Consider the following 17457-nt stretch of genomic DNA (forward strand, 5'->3'; position numbering starts at 1 on the left):
AGGTTTAAGGCGTAAATGAATGGATGACAGGAGGATAGCATGAGTTTGGCGGACACAGCATTGTGCTGTGTCCGATTTTTCTGCAAATTAGCGTATTAACAGGTAAATATTCTCTTCACCGCGCACAATATTCAGTGCAATTACCGCCGGTTTCGCATCAAGGGCTTTGCGCAACTGAGTAATATCCTGAACCCGGACACGGTTTACAGCAATAATCACATCATCTTTCTGCAAACCAGATTGCGCTGCAGGTGAGCCTTTGGTCACGCTCTCAACTTTGATGCCCTTACTGCCCCCTTTTATTTCCCCATTGCTCAGGGATGCACCCTGCAATGATGGCGATAAGGTTTCTGCGCTAGTTGACGTTGGGCTGCTGTTTTCCAGGGTTACGGTGACTTCAAGCGGTTTCCCATCGCGCAGCATGCCAACTTTAATGGCTTTACCTGGCCCGGTGGTGCCCACTTTGGCCCGCAACTCAGCAAAGCTACTGATGGGTTTCCCATCAACAGAAACCAACACATCACCGGCTTTGATGCCTGCTTTAGATGCGGCTGATTTTGGTAGCACTTCACTGACAAAAGCACCACGCTGAGCATCAATATTAAAGGCTTTGGCCATGTCAGCGGTCATTTCGCTGCCACGAATGCCCAACAGCCCGCGCTTCACTTCGCCAAACTCAATCAATTGTTGGCTGAGGTTTTGCGCCATGTTACTTGGAATAGCAAAGCCGATACCGATGTTGCCGCCACCTGGGGCCAGAATTGCGGTGTTAATCCCAATCAATTCACCATTGAGGTTAACTAGCGCGCCGCCAGAGTTACCACGGTTGATGGAGGCGTCGGTCTGGATAAAGTTTTCCAACCCTTCCAAATTCAAGCCACTACGACCCAAGGCTGAAATAATCCCCGATGTTGCTGTTTGCCCCAGACCAAATGGATTACCGACAGCAACGGCAAAATCACCCACTCGCAGGTTATCGGAATCGGCCATTTTAATCGCGGTCAGATTTTTGGCATCGGTTAACTGCAATAACGCGATATCGGTTTGTTCATCACGTCCTAGCAGCTTCGCATCATATTCACGACCATCATTGAGCTGAACGCGAATTTTATCCGCATTATTGATAACGTGGTTGTTTGTCAGCACATAGCCTTTTTCGGCATTAATGATAACACCCGACCCTAACCCCTCGAATGGACGGCTGCTTTCTTTACCGGCGGGTGCATTCGGGCCAAAGAAGAATTTGAATTCTTCTGGCAAACGTTGCTGTTGTGCCTGTGTTCCTGACACATGAACACTGACTACCGCGGGCAAAACTTTTTCCAACATCGGTGCCAGGCTAGGGACTGCCTGCCCGGCTACTGCCGCTGGGAGAGCTGCTGCGTTCACCATTGGAACAGACGCGAGACCTAAGCCGACACTCAATGCCAGCGCACTAAGAAATAATGACTTTTTCTTCATTGATTTAAACTCTCTCAATACCTAACGGTGAATGAATAGGATGGATGGCTGTTACAGGCCCGTTGTAAATTAAGACTCTGGATTAGCTAAAAAATTCACTTATTTCAAAAGGCTACTGCTGTCCTAAATATAAGCATCCTAAGATATGGCTTGATATAAGGCTCGCTATGAAGCAATTCAAGGAGAGGTAAGTATAGAAGTGTAAATGTACTGACCACGGTAATGTGAGATACACCCCACCGTAGTCAGTATGATAGCTAAACGTGTGCTTAATCGCGGGTCTGATGCTCCGGGCGTAATAACCCCGATGCGCCTTCAGAGTAATCCCGAGGTGGCATTTTTACCGGTGCCTGATCATTATCTGCTTCAGATTCAGTCAGACGGTAGCGGAACGGGTTATCTTGCAGTGGCAAGTCCGGTAATAAGTTATTGGAGCTTTTCGCCATATGTTGGTAGAGCTGGCGATAGTCGCGAGCCATATTATCCAACAACTCAGCACTGCGGGCAAAATGCCCAACCAGTTCCTGACGGTATTCTTCCAAATCAGTTTTGCTTTTCTCCAGCTCATTTTGCAGCACTTGCTGCTGACGCAATTTGCGGTTGCCAAAGCGCATAGCCACCGCGCCAATCACGATACCAACAACCAACCCAATAAGCGCATACTCCCAGGTCATGATGACTCCTTTTTTGACTTCATTGTTCAGCAGGACTTTTTCACTTAATAATACCCACTATAACCGTTAACCTTGTCGGAGTGGAATCCTGATGCAACTTTGCTTATGGTTATCAGGCTTTCTTCGCAGTGGCAGTGTCGGTAAATGCGGCGATTGCCCGATAAATCAGCAACAAAGTCGCGCAAAAAGTAGATAACTATTTTATCAGGGATTGTTGATAAACATGCAACCAAGTACACCTACAGCACTTTACCAGCAGGCACTTGATGCTGGCGACTACCAACCTGATGAGGTACAACGGCGTGCTGTAGCACGGTTGGATAGGCTTTATCAGGAACTAAATCAACGCCAGAGTATAGCGCCGACCAGCACGAGTCTGCGCGGGCGGCTGAACCGTTTGATTGGGCGAGCTGTACCCCGGCCCCCCATACGACCCGCCCAGGGGCTATATATGTGGGGCGGTGTTGGGCGGGGTAAAACCTGGCTGATGGATCTGTTTTTCCACAGCTTGCCGGGTGAGCGCAAGCTGCGACTGCATTTCCATCGTTTTATGCTACGGGTACATCAAGAACTGACTGAGCTGCAAGGTCATGAAAATCCGCTGGAGATTATTGCCGACGGTTTCAAAGCGCAGACTGATGTGCTGTGCTTTGATGAGTTTTTTGTCTCAGATATTACTGATGCCATGTTACTGGCGACATTGCTGGAGGCACTCTTTGCCAGAGGTATCACGTTGGTTACCACCTCCAATATTCCACCGGATAATTTGTATCATAACGGTTTACAGCGTGCCCGCTTCTTGCCAGCCATTGAATTGATTAAACAGTATTGTGATGTGATGAATGTCGATGCGGGGATTGATTACCGCCTGCGGACCCTGACTCAGGCAAATCTTTATCTGACGCCCTTGAATCCACAAACTGAACAGGCGATGGACGATATTTTTGTCAAACTAGCCGGTAAAGAGGGGGACCAAGCGCCGATACTGGAAGTAAATCATCGGCCATTGCCTGCTATTTGTTCAGCACAGGGTGTTCTGGCGGTAGATTTCCATACATTGTGTGAAGAAGCCCGCAGCCAGTTGGATTACATTGCGCTATCCAAACTCTATCACACGGTATTACTGCACAACGTCCACCGCATGGAGACGCGAGATGAGAATACGGCCAGGCGTTTTCTGGCACTCGTGGATGAGTTTTATGAACGGCGGGTAAAATTGATTATTGCGGCAGAAGTATCAATGTTCGATATTTATTGCGGTGAGCGCCTTAAATTCGAATATCAACGCTGTTTATCGCGGTTACAAGAGATGCAAAGTGAAGAGTATCTCTCTTTACCGCATCTGCCATAGGGATAATCTGCACGACCGTTATTCACTTCTGACCAGCTAAAATGCTATTCTGTGGTGGGCGATTTTCCTTCGCCCTAACTTAACATGTTTAATTTATACCTTTCTCGTCAAAAACAGTTCGATTTTTAACGTCGACTTCTCTATAATCTTGCGACCCCACGTTACAACAAAGTTTTTTTCCCAAAAACTTTGATAGTGCCGGCATTGGCTATTCGAAGGGGTAGGTTTGCTGGACTGATGGTCGTGTGAGCCTCAACTGTTTTTGAACGTTTGGGTGTTCACCAACGTGTAACTTATTAATTGGGTAAGCTTTTATAATGAAAACTTTCACAGCGAAACCAGAAACTGTAAAACGTGACTGGTATGTTGTTGACGCGAACGGTAAGACCTTAGGTCGCCTCGCTACTGAACTGGCTAGTCGCCTACGCGGCAAGCACAAGGCGGAATACACCCCGCACGTTGATACTGGTGATTACATCATCGTTCTGAACGCAGAAAAAGTTGCTGTAACCGGTAACAAGCGTACAGACAAGATTTATTACCGTCATACCGGCTACGTCGGTGGTATCAAACAAGCGACCTTTGAAGAGATGATTGCCCGCAGTCCTGAGCGTGTGATTGAAATCGCGGTTAAAGGCATGCTGCCGAAGGGTCCGCTGGGCCGTGCAATGTTTCGTAAACTTAAAGTTTACGCAGGTACTGAGCACAATCATGCGGCGCAGCAACCGCAAGTTCTGGACATTTAATCGGGATTATGGCAATGGCTGAAAATCAATACTACGGCACTGGTCGCCGCAAAAGTTCTGCTGCACGCGTTTTTCTTAAGCCGGGTAGCGGTAATATCGTTATTAACCAACGTAGCATCGAAGAGTACTTCGGTCGTGAAACTGGCCGTATGGTTGTTATGCAACCGCTCGTACTGCTAGATATGGTTAGCAAGTTTGACATGTACATCACTGTTAAAGGTGGTGGTATTTCTGGTCAAGCTGGTGCTATCCGTCACGGTATTACCCGTGCACTGATGGAATATGACGAGACTCTGCGCCCAGAACTGCGTAAAGCTGGCTTCGTAACGCGTGATGCGCGTGAAGTTGAGCGTAAGAAAGTGGGTCTGCGTAAAGCACGTCGCCGTCCACAGTTCTCCAAACGTTAATTTTTTGCCTTTATGGCATCAGATTAATGGCAAAAACCCGGTGTCTCACCGGGTTTTTTTATGCCTGAAAAACCACTTTTCATAGCATCACATATTATATTTTCGTTGCTAAACCGTTGTCTGATAAACAATTAATCACGAAATCGCAGCACCATCCCCACAAAACATGCAAAATCTGGTAAACTATCACCCACTTTTGTGCCTGTTCGGCGAACTGTTGGCGTCCGTGTATCTCCCTGGCTGAATAACTATCTCGACCAAGGCTTATTTACGGCAACAGCTGTCGAGATGACGAACCGGCGGTAAAACGACTCAGGATAGCAACCTAACCGTGGGCTATTCGCACTGTTTTCTAGATAATCTTGGAGGTTTTCATGGCTGTCGCTGCCAACAAACGTTCGGTAATGACGCTGTTTTCCGGCCCGACCGACATTTTTAGCCATCAAGTACGTATCGTACTGGCGGAGAAAGGTGTCAGTGTTGAGATTGAGCAGGTTGAAGCTGGTAATCTGCCGCAGGACCTGATTGACCTCAATCCCTACCAGACCGTTCCTACTTTGGTTGATCGCGAGTTAACATTGTATGAATCCCGTATCATCATGGAGTATTTGGATGAGCGTTTCCCTCATCCTCCATTGATGCCGGTATACCCTGTTGCACGTGGTAGCAGTCGTTTGATGATGAATCGCATCGAGAAAGACTGGTATTCCCTGATGCATAAGATCGAACAAGCTAATGCTCAGGAAGCTGAAGCAGCCCGCAAGCAGCTACGTGAAGCTCTGTTGTCTATCGCGCCGGTATTTAATGAAATGCCTTTCTTTATGAGCGAAGAATTCAGCTTGGTTGATTGCTATCTGGCTCCGCTGCTGTGGCGTTTACCTGTCTTAGGTATCGAGTTAACCGGTGCTGGCTCTAAAGAGTTGAAGGGTTATATGACACGTGTGTTTGAGCGTGATGCGTTCCTGGCTTCCCTGACTGAAGCTGAACGTGAAATGCACCTGAAAACCCGAGGTTAACTGTTATGGAGATGTCGGATATGTCTCCGCGCCGTCCCTATCTGTTGCGCGCATTTTACGAGTGGTTGATTGATAATCAACTGACTCCGCATCTGGTTGTGGATGTCACCCGGCCGGGTGTTTCGGTGCCGATGGAATTTGCCCGTGATGGGCAGATTGTATTGAATGTAGCACCGCGTGCCGTGGGTAATTTGGAGCTGGGTAACGAGGGTGTAAGTTTCAATGCCCGTTTCGGTGGCGTTCCTCGTCAAGTTACCGTGCCGATGGCTGCGGTAATGGCTATCTATGCGCGTGAAAACGGCTCTGGCACTATGTTTGAGCCTGAAGAAGCTTACGATTCTGATGCTGATGGCAATTTTGAGGCTTTCACAGAGGAAGGCAGCGAGACGGCACCGGCTGAGAACCTGACATTAGTCACTGGTGATACTCAGGTATCACAGGACGATAGTCATTCCCCGGATGATGAGCCACCAAAACCGCCACGTAGCGGTGGTCGCCCAGCATTACGGGTTGTTAAGTAACGAACAACACTGTTCTCTTGCACCAAGCGTTACCATACCCAATAAGGGCGGCATTAGCCGCCCTTATTATTTCTGCCAAATAACCAATAATTAAGACAGTTTTTTCAACTCAGCCAGACAACTATCACGTTGACTCATCATATCGCTATTTCTGATAGTCGATAAGGTATGAGATGCGCGCTGTTGGAAGCTGGCTTTGGCGGCACTGTCTTTGACATCTGCCGGTGCGGTACAAATATCTGATACTGTCAGTGTTTTACTGTCGCTCACCGCTTTTAGTACTGCGGCCGGATTATAAATCAGTGCAGAAGAGAGTGCCGATTTCACCCCAGCAGTGAAATTCGCATTACCGGCATCGACCAGTTTAGGGGCCATGGCAATCCAGTTGTCATCACCCAGCTTAATATTATTTTCTACCGCAGGCAGTTGCCCCGCTTTTGCCAGCTCGGCTACCACAGCGCGCGCGCCACGCGCCTCAATATTATAACCAACTTCTTGATAATTCAAAGACATAGCCAATGCGCTGCTGCTGATCGCCAGCAAGCCGCCAGCAATAAAAAGTAAGTGAGATTTCATAACAGATAATCCTTTATTTAAAACAAGGCGTAATAATAAGGCTAGCCATGGGGTCAGGCCAAAAAACATAGATACAGAAAGTATAAGTACGGAAAGCATAAACCTATCGGAGCTCGGCCTTTACTATAGCGCTTCAGCTATAAATTGCTGCAAATAAGGTGGTTGAGATTGTTACAAAATCTTGAGTTGAAGTGGATGTGCGTGGAAAAAAAGCAGTAAAAAGGGCTGGATAACCAGCCCTCTAGTGTTAAGTCTATGGCAGGATACTTTTACTGTCAGACTTCCAGATAATTCATGATGCCATCTGCTGCTTTGCGGCCTTCGGCGATGGCTGTCACCACCAGATCAGAGCCACGGACGATATCGCCACCGGCAAAGATTTTCGGGTTACTAGTCTGAAACGCATTATCAGTGCTATCAGGGGCCACTACGCGGCCCTGCTTATCCAATGCCACGTCATGCGCCGCCAACCACTCCATGCTGTGTGGACGGAAGCCAAATGCCATTATGACTGCATCTGCTGGCAGCACATGTTCAGACCCTGGGATCTGCTCAGCCACGCTGCGGCCTTGTGCATCAGGTGCGCCCAGTTGGGTACGAACCATCTTCACACCACAGACGTTGCCGTTGTTGTTAACTTCGATGCTTAATGGTTGCAAGTTGAATTTAAACTCAACTCCTTCCTCACGGGCGTTTTTCACTTCCCGCTTGGAACCTGGCATGTTGACCTCATCACGACGATAGGCGCACACCACATCTGTTGCCCCTTGGCGAATCGATGAACGCACACAGTCCATTGCGGTATCACCGCCGCCCAGCACCACGACACGCTTACCTTCCATATTGATATATGGCTCGTGGACGGTCGCATCAAAGCCCATCAACTGCTTGGTATTGGCAATCAGGTATGGCAGCGCATCATAGACACCCGAGGCATCTTCATTTGCCAGACCACCGCGCATCGATTGGTAAGTACCCACACCGAGGAACACCGCGTCATACTCCTTCAGCAGCGCATCCATGGTGATATCTTTACCGATTTCAGTATTGAGTTGGAATTCGATACCCATCTCGGAGAAGATTTTACGGCGCTTAATCATCACTTCTTTTTCCAGCTTAAAGGCTGGAATACCGAAGGTCAGCAAGCCGCCAATCTCTGGATGGCGGTCAAATACCACGGCTTGTACGCCGTTGCGTGCTAATACGTCGGCACAGGCCAGCCCGGCAGGGCCAGCACCGATCACCGCGACACGTTTACCGGTCGGGTGAACATGCGACATATCAGGCTTCCAGCCCATCTCAATGGCTTTATCGCTGATGTAGCGCTCGATGTTGCCGATAGTCACCGCACCGAATTCGTCGTTCAGGGTACAAGACCCTTCGCACAGACGGTCCTGTGGGCACACACGGCCACACACTTCCGGTAAGCTGTTGGTCTGGTGGGCCAGATCCGCCGCTTCCATGATGCGCCCTTCGTTGGCCAGTTTCAGCCAATTAGGAATGTAGTTATGAACCGGGCACTTCCATTCGCAATAAGGGTTACCACAAGACAGGCAGCGGTCTGCCTGTGCTTTGGCCTGGGTTTCCGAAAACGGCTCGTAAATCTCAACAAATTCAATTTTACGGATCTTCAGCGGCTTTTTTGGCGGATCTACGCGCTGTAGGTCGATAAACTGATAAACATTCTGACTCATTTCAACCCCTTACTGCGCTTGAACCCGCAGCTCGGCTGCGGAACGGCTACGGTGGCCCAACAGTGCTTTCACGTCGCTGGATTTCGGTTTAACCAAAGCAAATTTGGTCACCCACTCTGGCCAGTTAGCCAGAATTTCTTCGCCACGGCTAGAACCGGTCAACTGAACATGCTCAGTGATCAGCCCACGCAGATGCTCTTCATGGATTGCCAATTGATCAACATCCAGGACTTCCACCAGCTCAGGGTTAACACGTTTACGGAATTCACCATCTTCATCAAGAACATAAGCAAAACCGCCGGTCATACCAGCACCGAAGTTAATCCCAGTGCGACCCAGTACGCAGACAATACCACCAGTCATGTATTCACAGCCGTTATCACCGATACCTTCAACAACGGTGATAGCCCCAGAGTTACGCACGGCGAAACGCTCACCTGCACGGCCTGCGGCGAATAATTTGCCGCCAGTCGCGCCATAGAGACAGGTGTTGCCGACAATGCTGGCCTCATGGCTGCGGAAGTTAGAGCCGACAGGAGGGCGCACTGCAATACGGCCACCGGCCATCCCTTTACCGACATAGTCGTTGGCATCACCGGTCAGGGTTAACTCAACGCCACCGGCATTCCAGACACCAAAGCTTTGACCGGCAGTACCGGAGAAATAAGCTTTGATGGGGTCGGTTGCCAGACCTTGATCACCATGTTTAGTGGCAATCGCGCCCGACAGCGCGGCACCTACGGAACGGTCAGTATTACGGATATCGAAGTAGAATGTCTTGCTGTGTTTCGCTTCAATGTGCGGTTCAGCTTGCGACAGTAACTCTTTGTTCAGTATGCCTTTATCGAACGGAGGGTTACTTTCGGTACAATATAGTGCCTTACCCGGATGTGGCGTAGCGGTTTTCAGCATCGGCGACAGGTCCAGTTTATTCTGTTTGGCTGAGATGCCATCCAGCTCCAGCAGCATGTCAGTACGACCAATTAAATCAACCAGTTGGCTTACACCCAACTCAGCCATGATTTCACGGGTTTCCCGCGCGATAAACTGGAAGTAGTTAACCACCCTTTCAGGCAAGCCGTGATAATGGTCACGACGCAGTTTTTCATCCTGAGTTGCTACACCGGTGGCGCAGTTATTCAGGTGGCAAATACGTAAGTATTTACAACCGAGTGCCACCATAGGCCCGGTACCGAAGCCGAAGCTTTCTGCACCCAGAATCGCGGCTTTAACAATATCGACGCCGGTTTTCAAGCCACCATCCACTTGTAGACGGATTTTATGGCGCAGGCCGTTGGCAACCAGCGCTTGTTGCGTTTCAACTAATCCCAGCTCCCACGGGCAACCGGCATATTTCACTGAAGAGAGCGGGCTGGCACCGGTACCACCGTCGTACCCAGCAATGGTAATCAGGTCGGCATAAGCTTTCGCTACACCGGTAGCAATGGTACCCACGCCCGGCTCAGATACCAGTTTCACCGAAATCAAAGCTTTCGGATTGACCTGTTTCAAGTCGAAAATGAGCTGTGCCAGGTCTTCGATTGAGTAAATATCATGGTGCGGTGGTGGGGAGATCAATGTTACTCCCGGTACGGAATAGCGCAGTTTGGCGATATAGGGTGTGACTTTATCACCCGGTAACTGGCCGCCTTCACCCGGTTTTGCACCTTGTGCCACTTTGATCTGGATAACATCGGCATTTACCAGATACGCCGGTGTCACACCGAAACGACCAGAGGCCACCTGCTTAATACGAGAAACTTTATTCGTACCGTAACGGGCTGGATCTTCGCCACCTTCACCGGAGTTAGAGAAGCCACCCAGACTGTTCATGGCGATAGCCAATGATTCATGGGCCTCCGGGCTAAGTGCGCCGATAGACATTGCCGCCGTATCAAAGCGAGTAAACAGTGATTCAGCCGGTTCCACTTGATCCACCGGGATCGGGGTGCCTTGCGGTTTAATGGCTAACAGATCACGCAGTGTGGCAATCGGACGCTCATTAACCAGCTTGGCATAAACCTGATAATCGCTGTATTCACCACTGTGAACCGCTTTTTGTAAGGTGCTGACCACATCCGGGTTATACGCATGGTATTCGCCGTTGTGAACAAACTTCAATAAACCGCCCTGATCCAACGGCTTGCGTTTCAGCCAGGCACGTTTAGACAGATTTTGCAGATCCTGTTGGAAATCACTGAAGCTAGCTCCACCGATACGACTGACCACGCCCTGGAAACAGAGATTAGACAAATCACGATGCAGGCCAACCGCTTCAAACAGCTTGGCACAGCGGTAAGAGGCCACAGTTGAAATGCCCATTTTGGACATAATTTTGTATAGGCCCTTGTTGATCCCATTACGATAGTTAAGCATCACATCGCGATACTTCTTATCAATCGCTTGGCTATCAACCAATTTAGCCAATGATTCATAAGCTAAATAAGGGTAAATCGCAGTCGCACCAAAACCGAGCAGCACGGCGAAGTGATGCGGGTCGCGGGCACTGGCAGTTTCAACAATAATGTTGGCGTCGCAGCGTAGATTTTTCTCAACCAGGCGGGTCTGGATAGCGCCGACAGCCATTGGTGCGGGTACCGGCAGGCGGTTAGGGGCGATGGCACGATCAGACAGTACCAGCATCACGGCACCGTCACGGACTTTGCGCTCTGCTTCTTCACATAATCTCAGAACTGCTTGTTCCAGGTCAGTTTCGGCAGGGTCAAAGGTCAAATCCACACGATCAGCACGATAATGTTCCCCTTCCAACGTGGTTAACTGTTGGAAATCAGAGAACAACAGGATCGGCGATTTAAAGCTCAGCCGGTGCGCCTGACCTTCTGCTTCGCAGAACACGTTCATTTCACGACCGATACTGGTCGCCAGTGACATAACGTGTGCTTCACGCAGTGGATCGATGGGCGGGTTGGTGACCTGCGCAAATTGCTGGCGGAAGTAATCGTAAATAATACGTGGGCCGCTGGATAGCACCGCAAATGGGGTATCATCGCCCATTGAGCCGGTGGCTTCCTGACCAATTTCACCCAGCACACGGATGACTTGGTCCAGCTCTTCACTGCTGTAACCAAATTGCTTCTGGTAGGTTTCCAGTGTCGAATCATCTAACTGACGGCTACCCACCTGATCTTCTGGCAGATCTTCGAACGGCACCAGACGCTTAACGTTCTTCTCCATCCACTCTTTATACGGGTGGCGGCTTTTCAGATCGTTATCCGTTTCGGCTGAATGGAGGATCTTACCGCTGCGGGTATCGATCACCATCAGTTCACCAGGGCCAACGCGACCTTTTTCAATCACTTCATCGGGCTGATAATCCCAGATGCCCACTTCAGAAGCACAAGTGATCAGCTTATCTTTGGTGATAACGTAGCGCGCAGGGCGCAAGCCATTACGATCAAGGTTACAAGCGGCATAACGGCCATCTGACATCACAATCCCGGCCGGGCCATCCCACGGCTCCATATGCATGGAGTTGAAGTCAAAGAAGGCGCGCAGGTCGGTATCCATATCTGGGTTGTTCTGCCAGGCCGGTGGCACTAACAGACGCATGGCACGAATCAAGTCCATACCGCCACTGAGGAACAGTTCCAACATGTTATCCAGTGAACTGGAGTCAGAGCCGGTCTCATTGACGAAAGGAGCCGCATCCTGCAAATCCGGGATTAATGGCGTTTTGAATTTATAAGCACGTGCACGCGCCCATTGGCGGTTACCGGCGATGGTATTGATTTCGCCGTTGTGGGCCAGATAACGGAACGGCTGAGCCAGTGGCCAGCGTGGCACGGTATTGGTTGAGAAGCGCTGGTGGAACAGGCAGATTGCCGACTCCATGCGCAAATCAGCCAAATCAAGATAGAAGCGCGGTAGATCCGCAGGCATGCACAAGCCTTTATAGATCGTCACCAGATTAGAGAAACTACATACGTAGAAATCTTTATCTTCTGAAATACGCTTTTCGATACGGCGACGCGCCACAAACAGGCGGCGCTCCATATCACGTGGACGCCAGCCAGCAGGGGCGTTCACAAAAATTTGTTCAATCCGAGGCAGGGAGGAGAGGGCAATTTCACCGAGAACATCCGGGTTGGTCGGCACTTCACGCCAGCCGATAATCGACAGCGTTTCGTTTTGCAATTCTTCTTCTACAATGCGGCGGCTTGCCTTGGCGAGTTCTTCGTCCTGACTGAGAAACATCATGCCTACGGCATAGTTTTTGGCCAAACGCCATCCGCGTTCTTCAGCGACCATCCGGAAAAAACGATCCGGTTTTTGTAACAACAAGCCACAACCGTCGCCGGTCTTGCCATCAGCAAGTATCGCGCCACGGTGTTGCATGCGGGCCAGTGCGTGTATAGCGGTACGCACTACCTTATGGCTAGGTTCGCCTTCTATGTGGGCGATTAGGCCGAAACCACAGTTGTCCCTCTCAAGGGATTTATCGTACAACATATCAGTGAACCTCCCCAGGCTCTGCGAGACTCTCACAAACCGACTCCAGAAGGACATGGTTACATCAGGCGGGGTGGGCTGAGAGCCGCGTATTTCGCGACAAATCTGCTTTTCCGCCCTCCGCCAATGGCCTCTTGTGACGGTTCTCACAAGTGGTATAAGACTTGTTTTAAGAGGGAGTCTTAAATTACTGCATAATTATGACTAGACGTTTGCCCGTCTAGAAAGCTTCCAGCGGACCTCCAACTTAGCGAGAAAGAATACTCAGGTCAAATATAGGCTTAAGATATATCTTTAAGGTAATAAATGGGGTTATCACAATGAAAAATATATATTTATTGGTACTTTTAACCCATCTCATACTCAATGAGATAGGCGTGAAATTGTGAGCTGTCTCACTATAGTGCAATCGACAAATCTCTGCACCATGCTAGTGCTGGCGGGGATGTTAGAATTAAACTCTGCTATTTAAATATTTATTGGTTTATTAAACTATTTTTCACTGAATTGTAATAGAAGCGCTAACAGGTTGGTGGAAATAAGAAAATTTAATCATTGGTCAAGTGATTTTATTTGCATTTATAATGAATGGTTATGCGAGGTTGCACCCAAGTGCGTGGGAGTTGATCTCTGTCATCACGAATTGCATCGCTAGCGGGTAGCCTTAAGCTCTTTTTGACAGGCAGTGCCAAGATTATGCAGTTGCAGAAATTAGTCAATATGTTTGGTGCGGATTTACAGCGCCGTTACGGTGAAAAAGTGCATAAACTCACGTTGCACGGCGGGTTTAGCTGCCCTAATCGTGATGGAACACTCGGTCGAGGGGGCTGTACCTTTTGTCAGGTGGCTTCATTTGCCGATGAGAACATGCAGCAACAGAGTATTGCGCAGCAGCTAGCGGCGCAGGCAAAAAAAACTAATCGGGCAAAACGTTACCTGGCCTACTTCCAGGCCTATACCAGTACTTATGCAGAGGTTAATGCTTTAGCTGTGATGTATGAACAGGCTTTAGCCGAAGCTGACATTGTCGGTTTGTGTGTGGGAACCCGGCCCGATTGTGTCCCGGATGCGGTATTGGATTTATTGAGTGGTTATCACCAGCAAGGTTATGAAGTCTGGCTGGAGTTGGGGCTACAGACCGCTAATGATAAAACGCTCAAGCGTATTAACCGTGGGCATGATTTCGCCTGTTATCAGCAAACAGCCCGCCGCGCCCGTGCCCGTGGGCTGAAAGTATGCTGTCATTTGATTGTCGGCTTACCCGGCGAAGATAAGCCACAGAATATGGCAACGCTAGAACAAGTGGTGGCAACCGGTGTTGATGGGTTAAAACTGCATCCGCTCCATATCGTGGAAGGTAGCACGATGGGAAAAGCATGGCGGGCAGGGCGGTTGGCGGAACTGGCGTTGGAACAATATGTTGTGACTGCGGGTGAAATGATCCGCCATACTCCAGCGCAGATTGTCTATCATCGGATCTCTGCCAGTGCGCGCAGACCCACGTTGTTGGCCCCGTTGTGGTGCGAGAATCGCTGGACCGGTATGAATGAGCTGAATAATTATATGCTGGCCCATGGCGGGCAGGCCTCTGCTTTATGACCGGCTACTGCGCGTCGCCATACTGAGATTGTGCAGTGCTCAAAATCCTCACGTACTGCGTGTACGCTCCGGTTTTTCCGCGCTGTACGCACTCAGTCTGGCTTAGCTCGCTACGCCGTAAGTTTTGACCCCCGCCTTATTTTGGCTATGCCTACCGTTTATTGGTAGATAATCAGTTTGTTTCCCAATCTCTCACCGTGATTTGCAATCTTTTCCACACTTCTAAGCAAGCCATCTTATCTCTTGGCGGTTTTACGGTATGATTTATACCCTTCGTCCTTGAAGCTACAGAGTTGTTAGCTGCGCTCGCTCACCCGAATCACTTACTTGTAGTTGACCCTACATGAAAAAGCTCATCGGGATTCGCTTGCTGGCTGCCTACCTGCAACTCCAATGACTTTGGGTGTAGATTCCAAGGCATATTCAGAAACACTGACAGGGGTTGCTATGAAGCAAATCAGGGTATTAGCCCAGTACTACGTTGATTTAATGGTTAAGTTAGGACTGGTTCGCTTCTCACTGCTACTGGCCTCTGTGCTGGTGTTACTGGCCATGGTGGTGCAGATGGCGGTGACGTTGGTGCTGAGTGGCTCTGTTGAAACCCTCGATCTGGTACGTTCCATTTTCTTTGGTTTGTTGATTACGCCTTGGGCAGTCTATTTCTTGTCGGTAGTGGTTGAGCAATTGGAAGAGTCGCGCCAGCGCTTATCGCGTCTGGTTGAAAAGCTTGAAGTGATGCGTTATCGCGATTTAGAGCTGAATAAACAACTGACCGAAAATATTGCTCAACTCAATCAGGAAATTGTTGAGCGTGAAAAAGCGGAAAAAGCGCACCTACAAGTGGTTGATAAACTAAAAGAAGAGATGGGACACCGTGAGCAGGCGCAGGTTGAGCTGGGGCAGCAGTCGGCGTTATTGCGATCCTTTTTGGATGCGTCGCCAGATCTGGTTTATTACCGCAATGAAGATAATGAGTTCTCTGGCTGCAACCGGGCGATGGAGCTGTTGACGGGCAAGAGTGAGAAACAGCTGGTTGGGCTGACGCCCAAAGATGTCTATGCGCCGGATATCGCCGAAAAAGTGATGGAAACCGACGAGAAAGTCTTCCGCCATAACGTCTCTCTTACCTATGAGCAGTGGCTGGTTTATCCCGATGGCCGCAAAGCCTGCTTTGAACTGCGTAAAGTGCCCTTTTATGATCGTGTTGGTAAACGGCACGGATTGATGGGGTTTGGGCGTGATATAACCGAGCGTAAGCGCTATCAGGATGCGCTGGAGAACGCCAGTAGGGATAAGACTACCTTCATCTCAACAATCAGCCACGAGCTGCGTACGCCGCTTAATGGCATTGTTGGCCTAAGCCGTATCCTGCTTGATACCGAATTAGACAGCGAACAGCTAAAGTATCTGAAAACCATTCATGTCAGTGCTATTACTCTTGGGAATATCTTCAACGATATTATTGAGATGGATAAATTGGAAAGGCGTAAAGTCCAGCTTGATAATCAGCCAATTGATTTTACAGGTTTTATGGCAGATCTTGAGAACCTTTCGGGCCTGTTGGTTCAGCCAAAAGGGTTGAAGTTCATTATGGAACCGCAATTGCCGCTGCCGGAGAAAGTGATTACCGATGGCACCCGCTTGCGCCAGATTCTGTGGAACTTAATCGGCAATGCCGTGAAATTTACTCAGCAAGGTAAAATTGTGGTGCGGGTACGGCGTGAGGGGAGTGACCGTTTGATCTTTGAAGTAGAAGATTCAGGTATGGGCATCCCCGAAGATGAACAGGATAAGATTTTCGCCATGTATTATCAGGTGAAAGATCGCAATGGTGGCCGCCCGGCAACCGGTACTGGCATTGGTCTGGCGGTATCTAAACGCTTGGCACAAAGCATGGGGGGCGATATTACGGTGAAAAGTACCCAAGGGGCCGGTTCATGCTTTACCTTGACCATTAAAGCACCTGCGGTGCAGCAAGCCGCGAGTGTGCCATCAGGCGATGACATACCTCTGCCTGCGTTGCATGTATTGCTGGTGGAAGATATCGAGCTGAACGTCATTGTCGCGCGCTCGGTATTGGAGAAATTAGGCAACAGCGTTGAGGTGGCAATGAATGGCCATGATGCACTGGCGATGTTTAAACCTGATGATTTTGATTTAGTGCTGTTGGATATCCAGTTGCCGGATATGAGCGGGTTGGACATTGCGCGCCAAATTCGGGCGGAATATGTGGCAGAGTCATTACCACCACTGGTGGCATTGACCGCCAACGTACTTAAAGACAAAAAAGAGTATTTAGATGCTGGGATGGATGACGTGCTGAGCAAGCCGTTGTCAGTTCCTGCGCTCACGGCGATGATTAAGCAATTTTGGGATCATAAGCCCTCAACCTCGGCGAAAAAACAGGAGCATAAAGTGATGCAAACCCATGAATCGTTACTTGATACTGCAATGCTGGAGCAATACATCGATTTGGTTGGCCCACAATTAATTCATCAAAGCCTGGAAATGTTTGAACAGATGATGCCCAGCTATTTGTCGGTGTTGGACTCAAACATGACGGCACGGGACCAAAAGGGTATTACCGAAGAGGCGCATAAGATTAAAGGTGCTGCCGGTTCTGTCGGTTTGCGTCATATCCAGCAGCTTGCACAGCAGATCCAAACCCCGACACTGCCAGCATGGTGGGATAACGTGCAAGATTGGGTCGATGAATTAAAATTAGAATGGCGCAATGATGTGCAGGTGTTACGTGAGTGGGCGGCGGAAGCTGAAAAAAAATAACCCCGACCGAGGCCGGGGTGCGCGAATACTGCGCCAACACCAGGGAAATCGTCAACCTGCGATACTCGTCATACTTCAAGTTACATGTGCGTTGGCTGATTTTATTCACCCCAGTCACTTACTTATGTAAGCCGCTGGGGATTCGCTCAGTTACCGCC

The 17457-nt window shown here is 49.4% G+C and carries 12 protein-coding genes; 7 read left to right on the forward strand and 5 right to left on the reverse strand.

The window, feature by feature from the left end:
- Positions 1-87: 87 nt before the first annotated feature.
- Together degQ and zapG are read right to left on the reverse strand one after the other, a co-directional pair.
- Positions 88-1461: a serine endoprotease DegQ gene (gene degQ, locus V1953_RS02155; protein WP_083162284.1), complete on the reverse strand. Its 1374-nt coding sequence runs from the start codon at positions 1459-1461 to the stop codon at positions 88-90.
- A gap of 269 nt (positions 1462-1730) precedes the next feature.
- The gene (zapG, locus tag V1953_RS02160) at positions 1731-2135 is read right to left on the reverse strand and encodes a Z-ring associated protein ZapG (RefSeq protein WP_004714934.1); all 405 of its coding nucleotides are present in this window, start codon (positions 2133-2135) and stop codon (positions 1731-1733) included.
- Positions 2136-2358: 223 nt separating this feature from the next.
- Here zapG and zapE point away from each other — a divergent pair, with 223 nt between their 5' ends.
- From zapE to sspB, 5 genes are all read left to right on the forward strand, one after another.
- Complete coding sequence (gene zapE, locus V1953_RS02165; RefSeq protein ID WP_442850596.1) at positions 2359-3486, forward strand: cell division protein ZapE; 1128 nt, start codon at positions 2359-2361, stop codon at positions 3484-3486.
- A gap of 317 nt (positions 3487-3803) precedes the next feature.
- A complete protein-coding gene (rplM, locus tag V1953_RS02170) occupies positions 3804-4232 on the forward strand; it encodes a 50S ribosomal protein L13 (protein WP_049612536.1) in 429 nt (142 codons plus the stop codon).
- Positions 4233-4246: 14 nt separating this feature from the next.
- Positions 4247-4639 (forward strand): 30S ribosomal protein S9, encoded by a 393-nt coding sequence (rpsI, locus tag V1953_RS02175; protein ID WP_049612534.1) that lies wholly within the window; start codon positions 4247-4249, stop codon positions 4637-4639.
- A gap of 374 nt (positions 4640-5013) precedes the next feature.
- Positions 5014-5655: a stringent starvation protein SspA gene (gene sspA, locus V1953_RS02180; protein ID WP_442820463.1), complete on the forward strand. Its 642-nt coding sequence runs from the start codon at positions 5014-5016 to the stop codon at positions 5653-5655.
- A gap of 5 nt (positions 5656-5660) precedes the next feature.
- Entirely contained in the window at positions 5661-6176 is a 516-nt protein-coding gene (sspB, locus tag V1953_RS02185; RefSeq protein ID WP_083162290.1) for a ClpXP protease specificity-enhancing factor, read from the forward strand.
- Positions 6177-6266: 90 nt separating this feature from the next.
- On the opposite strand, the gene V1953_RS02190 is transcribed toward sspB, so the two are convergent.
- From V1953_RS02190 to gltB, 3 genes are all read right to left on the reverse strand, one after another.
- The gene (locus V1953_RS02190) at positions 6267-6752 is read right to left on the reverse strand and encodes a hypothetical protein (protein ID WP_083162292.1); all 486 of its coding nucleotides are present in this window, start codon (positions 6750-6752) and stop codon (positions 6267-6269) included.
- Between the two features lie 275 nt (positions 6753-7027).
- Positions 7028-8446: a glutamate synthase small subunit gene (locus V1953_RS02195; protein WP_083162294.1), complete on the reverse strand. Its 1419-nt coding sequence runs from the start codon at positions 8444-8446 to the stop codon at positions 7028-7030.
- A gap of 9 nt (positions 8447-8455) precedes the next feature.
- Positions 8456-12916 (reverse strand): glutamate synthase large subunit, encoded by a 4461-nt coding sequence (gltB, locus tag V1953_RS02200; protein ID WP_083162296.1) that lies wholly within the window; start codon positions 12914-12916, stop codon positions 8456-8458.
- Between the two features lie 696 nt (positions 12917-13612).
- Between gltB and V1953_RS02205 the strand changes: the two genes are divergently transcribed.
- Positions 13613-14515, forward strand: a complete 903-nt coding sequence (locus tag V1953_RS02205) for a TIGR01212 family radical SAM protein (protein WP_420072007.1) — start codon at positions 13613-13615, stop codon at positions 14513-14515.
- 447 nt (positions 14516-14962) lie between these two features.
- A complete protein-coding gene (arcB, locus tag V1953_RS02210) occupies positions 14963-17299 on the forward strand; it encodes an aerobic respiration two-component sensor histidine kinase ArcB (protein ID WP_083162300.1) in 2337 nt (778 codons plus the stop codon).
- Positions 17300-17457 lie beyond the last annotated feature (158 nt).

The sequence above is a fragment of the Yersinia sp. 2541 StPb PI genome, assembly GCF_052217145.1.
Lineage (GTDB): Bacteria > Pseudomonadota > Gammaproteobacteria > Enterobacterales > Enterobacteriaceae > Yersinia > Yersinia enterocolitica_E.

Coding starts and splice junctions, on each gene's coding strand:
- degQ (WP_083162284.1), bottom strand. CDS start 1,461: ATGAAGAAAAAGTCATTATTTCTTAGTGCGCTGGCATTGAGTGTCGGC.
- zapG (WP_004714934.1), bottom strand. CDS start 2,135: ATGACCTGGGAGTATGCGCTTATTGGGTTGGTTGTTGGTATCGTGATT.
- zapE (WP_442850596.1), top strand. CDS start 2,359: ATGCAACCAAGTACACCTACAGCACTTTACCAGCAGGCACTTGATGCT.
- rplM (WP_049612536.1), top strand. CDS start 3,804: ATGAAAACTTTCACAGCGAAACCAGAAACTGTAAAACGTGACTGGTAT.
- rpsI (WP_049612534.1), top strand. CDS start 4,247: ATGGCTGAAAATCAATACTACGGCACTGGTCGCCGCAAAAGTTCTGCT.
- sspA (WP_442820463.1), top strand. CDS start 5,014: ATGGCTGTCGCTGCCAACAAACGTTCGGTAATGACGCTGTTTTCCGGC.
- sspB (WP_083162290.1), top strand. CDS start 5,661: ATGGAGATGTCGGATATGTCTCCGCGCCGTCCCTATCTGTTGCGCGCA.
- V1953_RS02190 (WP_083162292.1), bottom strand. CDS start 6,752: ATGAAATCTCACTTACTTTTTATTGCTGGCGGCTTGCTGGCGATCAGC.
- V1953_RS02195 (WP_083162294.1), bottom strand. CDS start 8,446: ATGAGTCAGAATGTTTATCAGTTTATCGACCTACAGCGCGTAGATCCG.
- gltB (WP_083162296.1), bottom strand. CDS start 12,916: ATGTTGTACGATAAATCCCTTGAGAGGGACAACTGTGGTTTCGGCCTA.
- V1953_RS02205 (WP_420072007.1), top strand. CDS start 13,613: ATGCAGTTGCAGAAATTAGTCAATATGTTTGGTGCGGATTTACAGCGC.
- arcB (WP_083162300.1), top strand. CDS start 14,963: ATGAAGCAAATCAGGGTATTAGCCCAGTACTACGTTGATTTAATGGTT.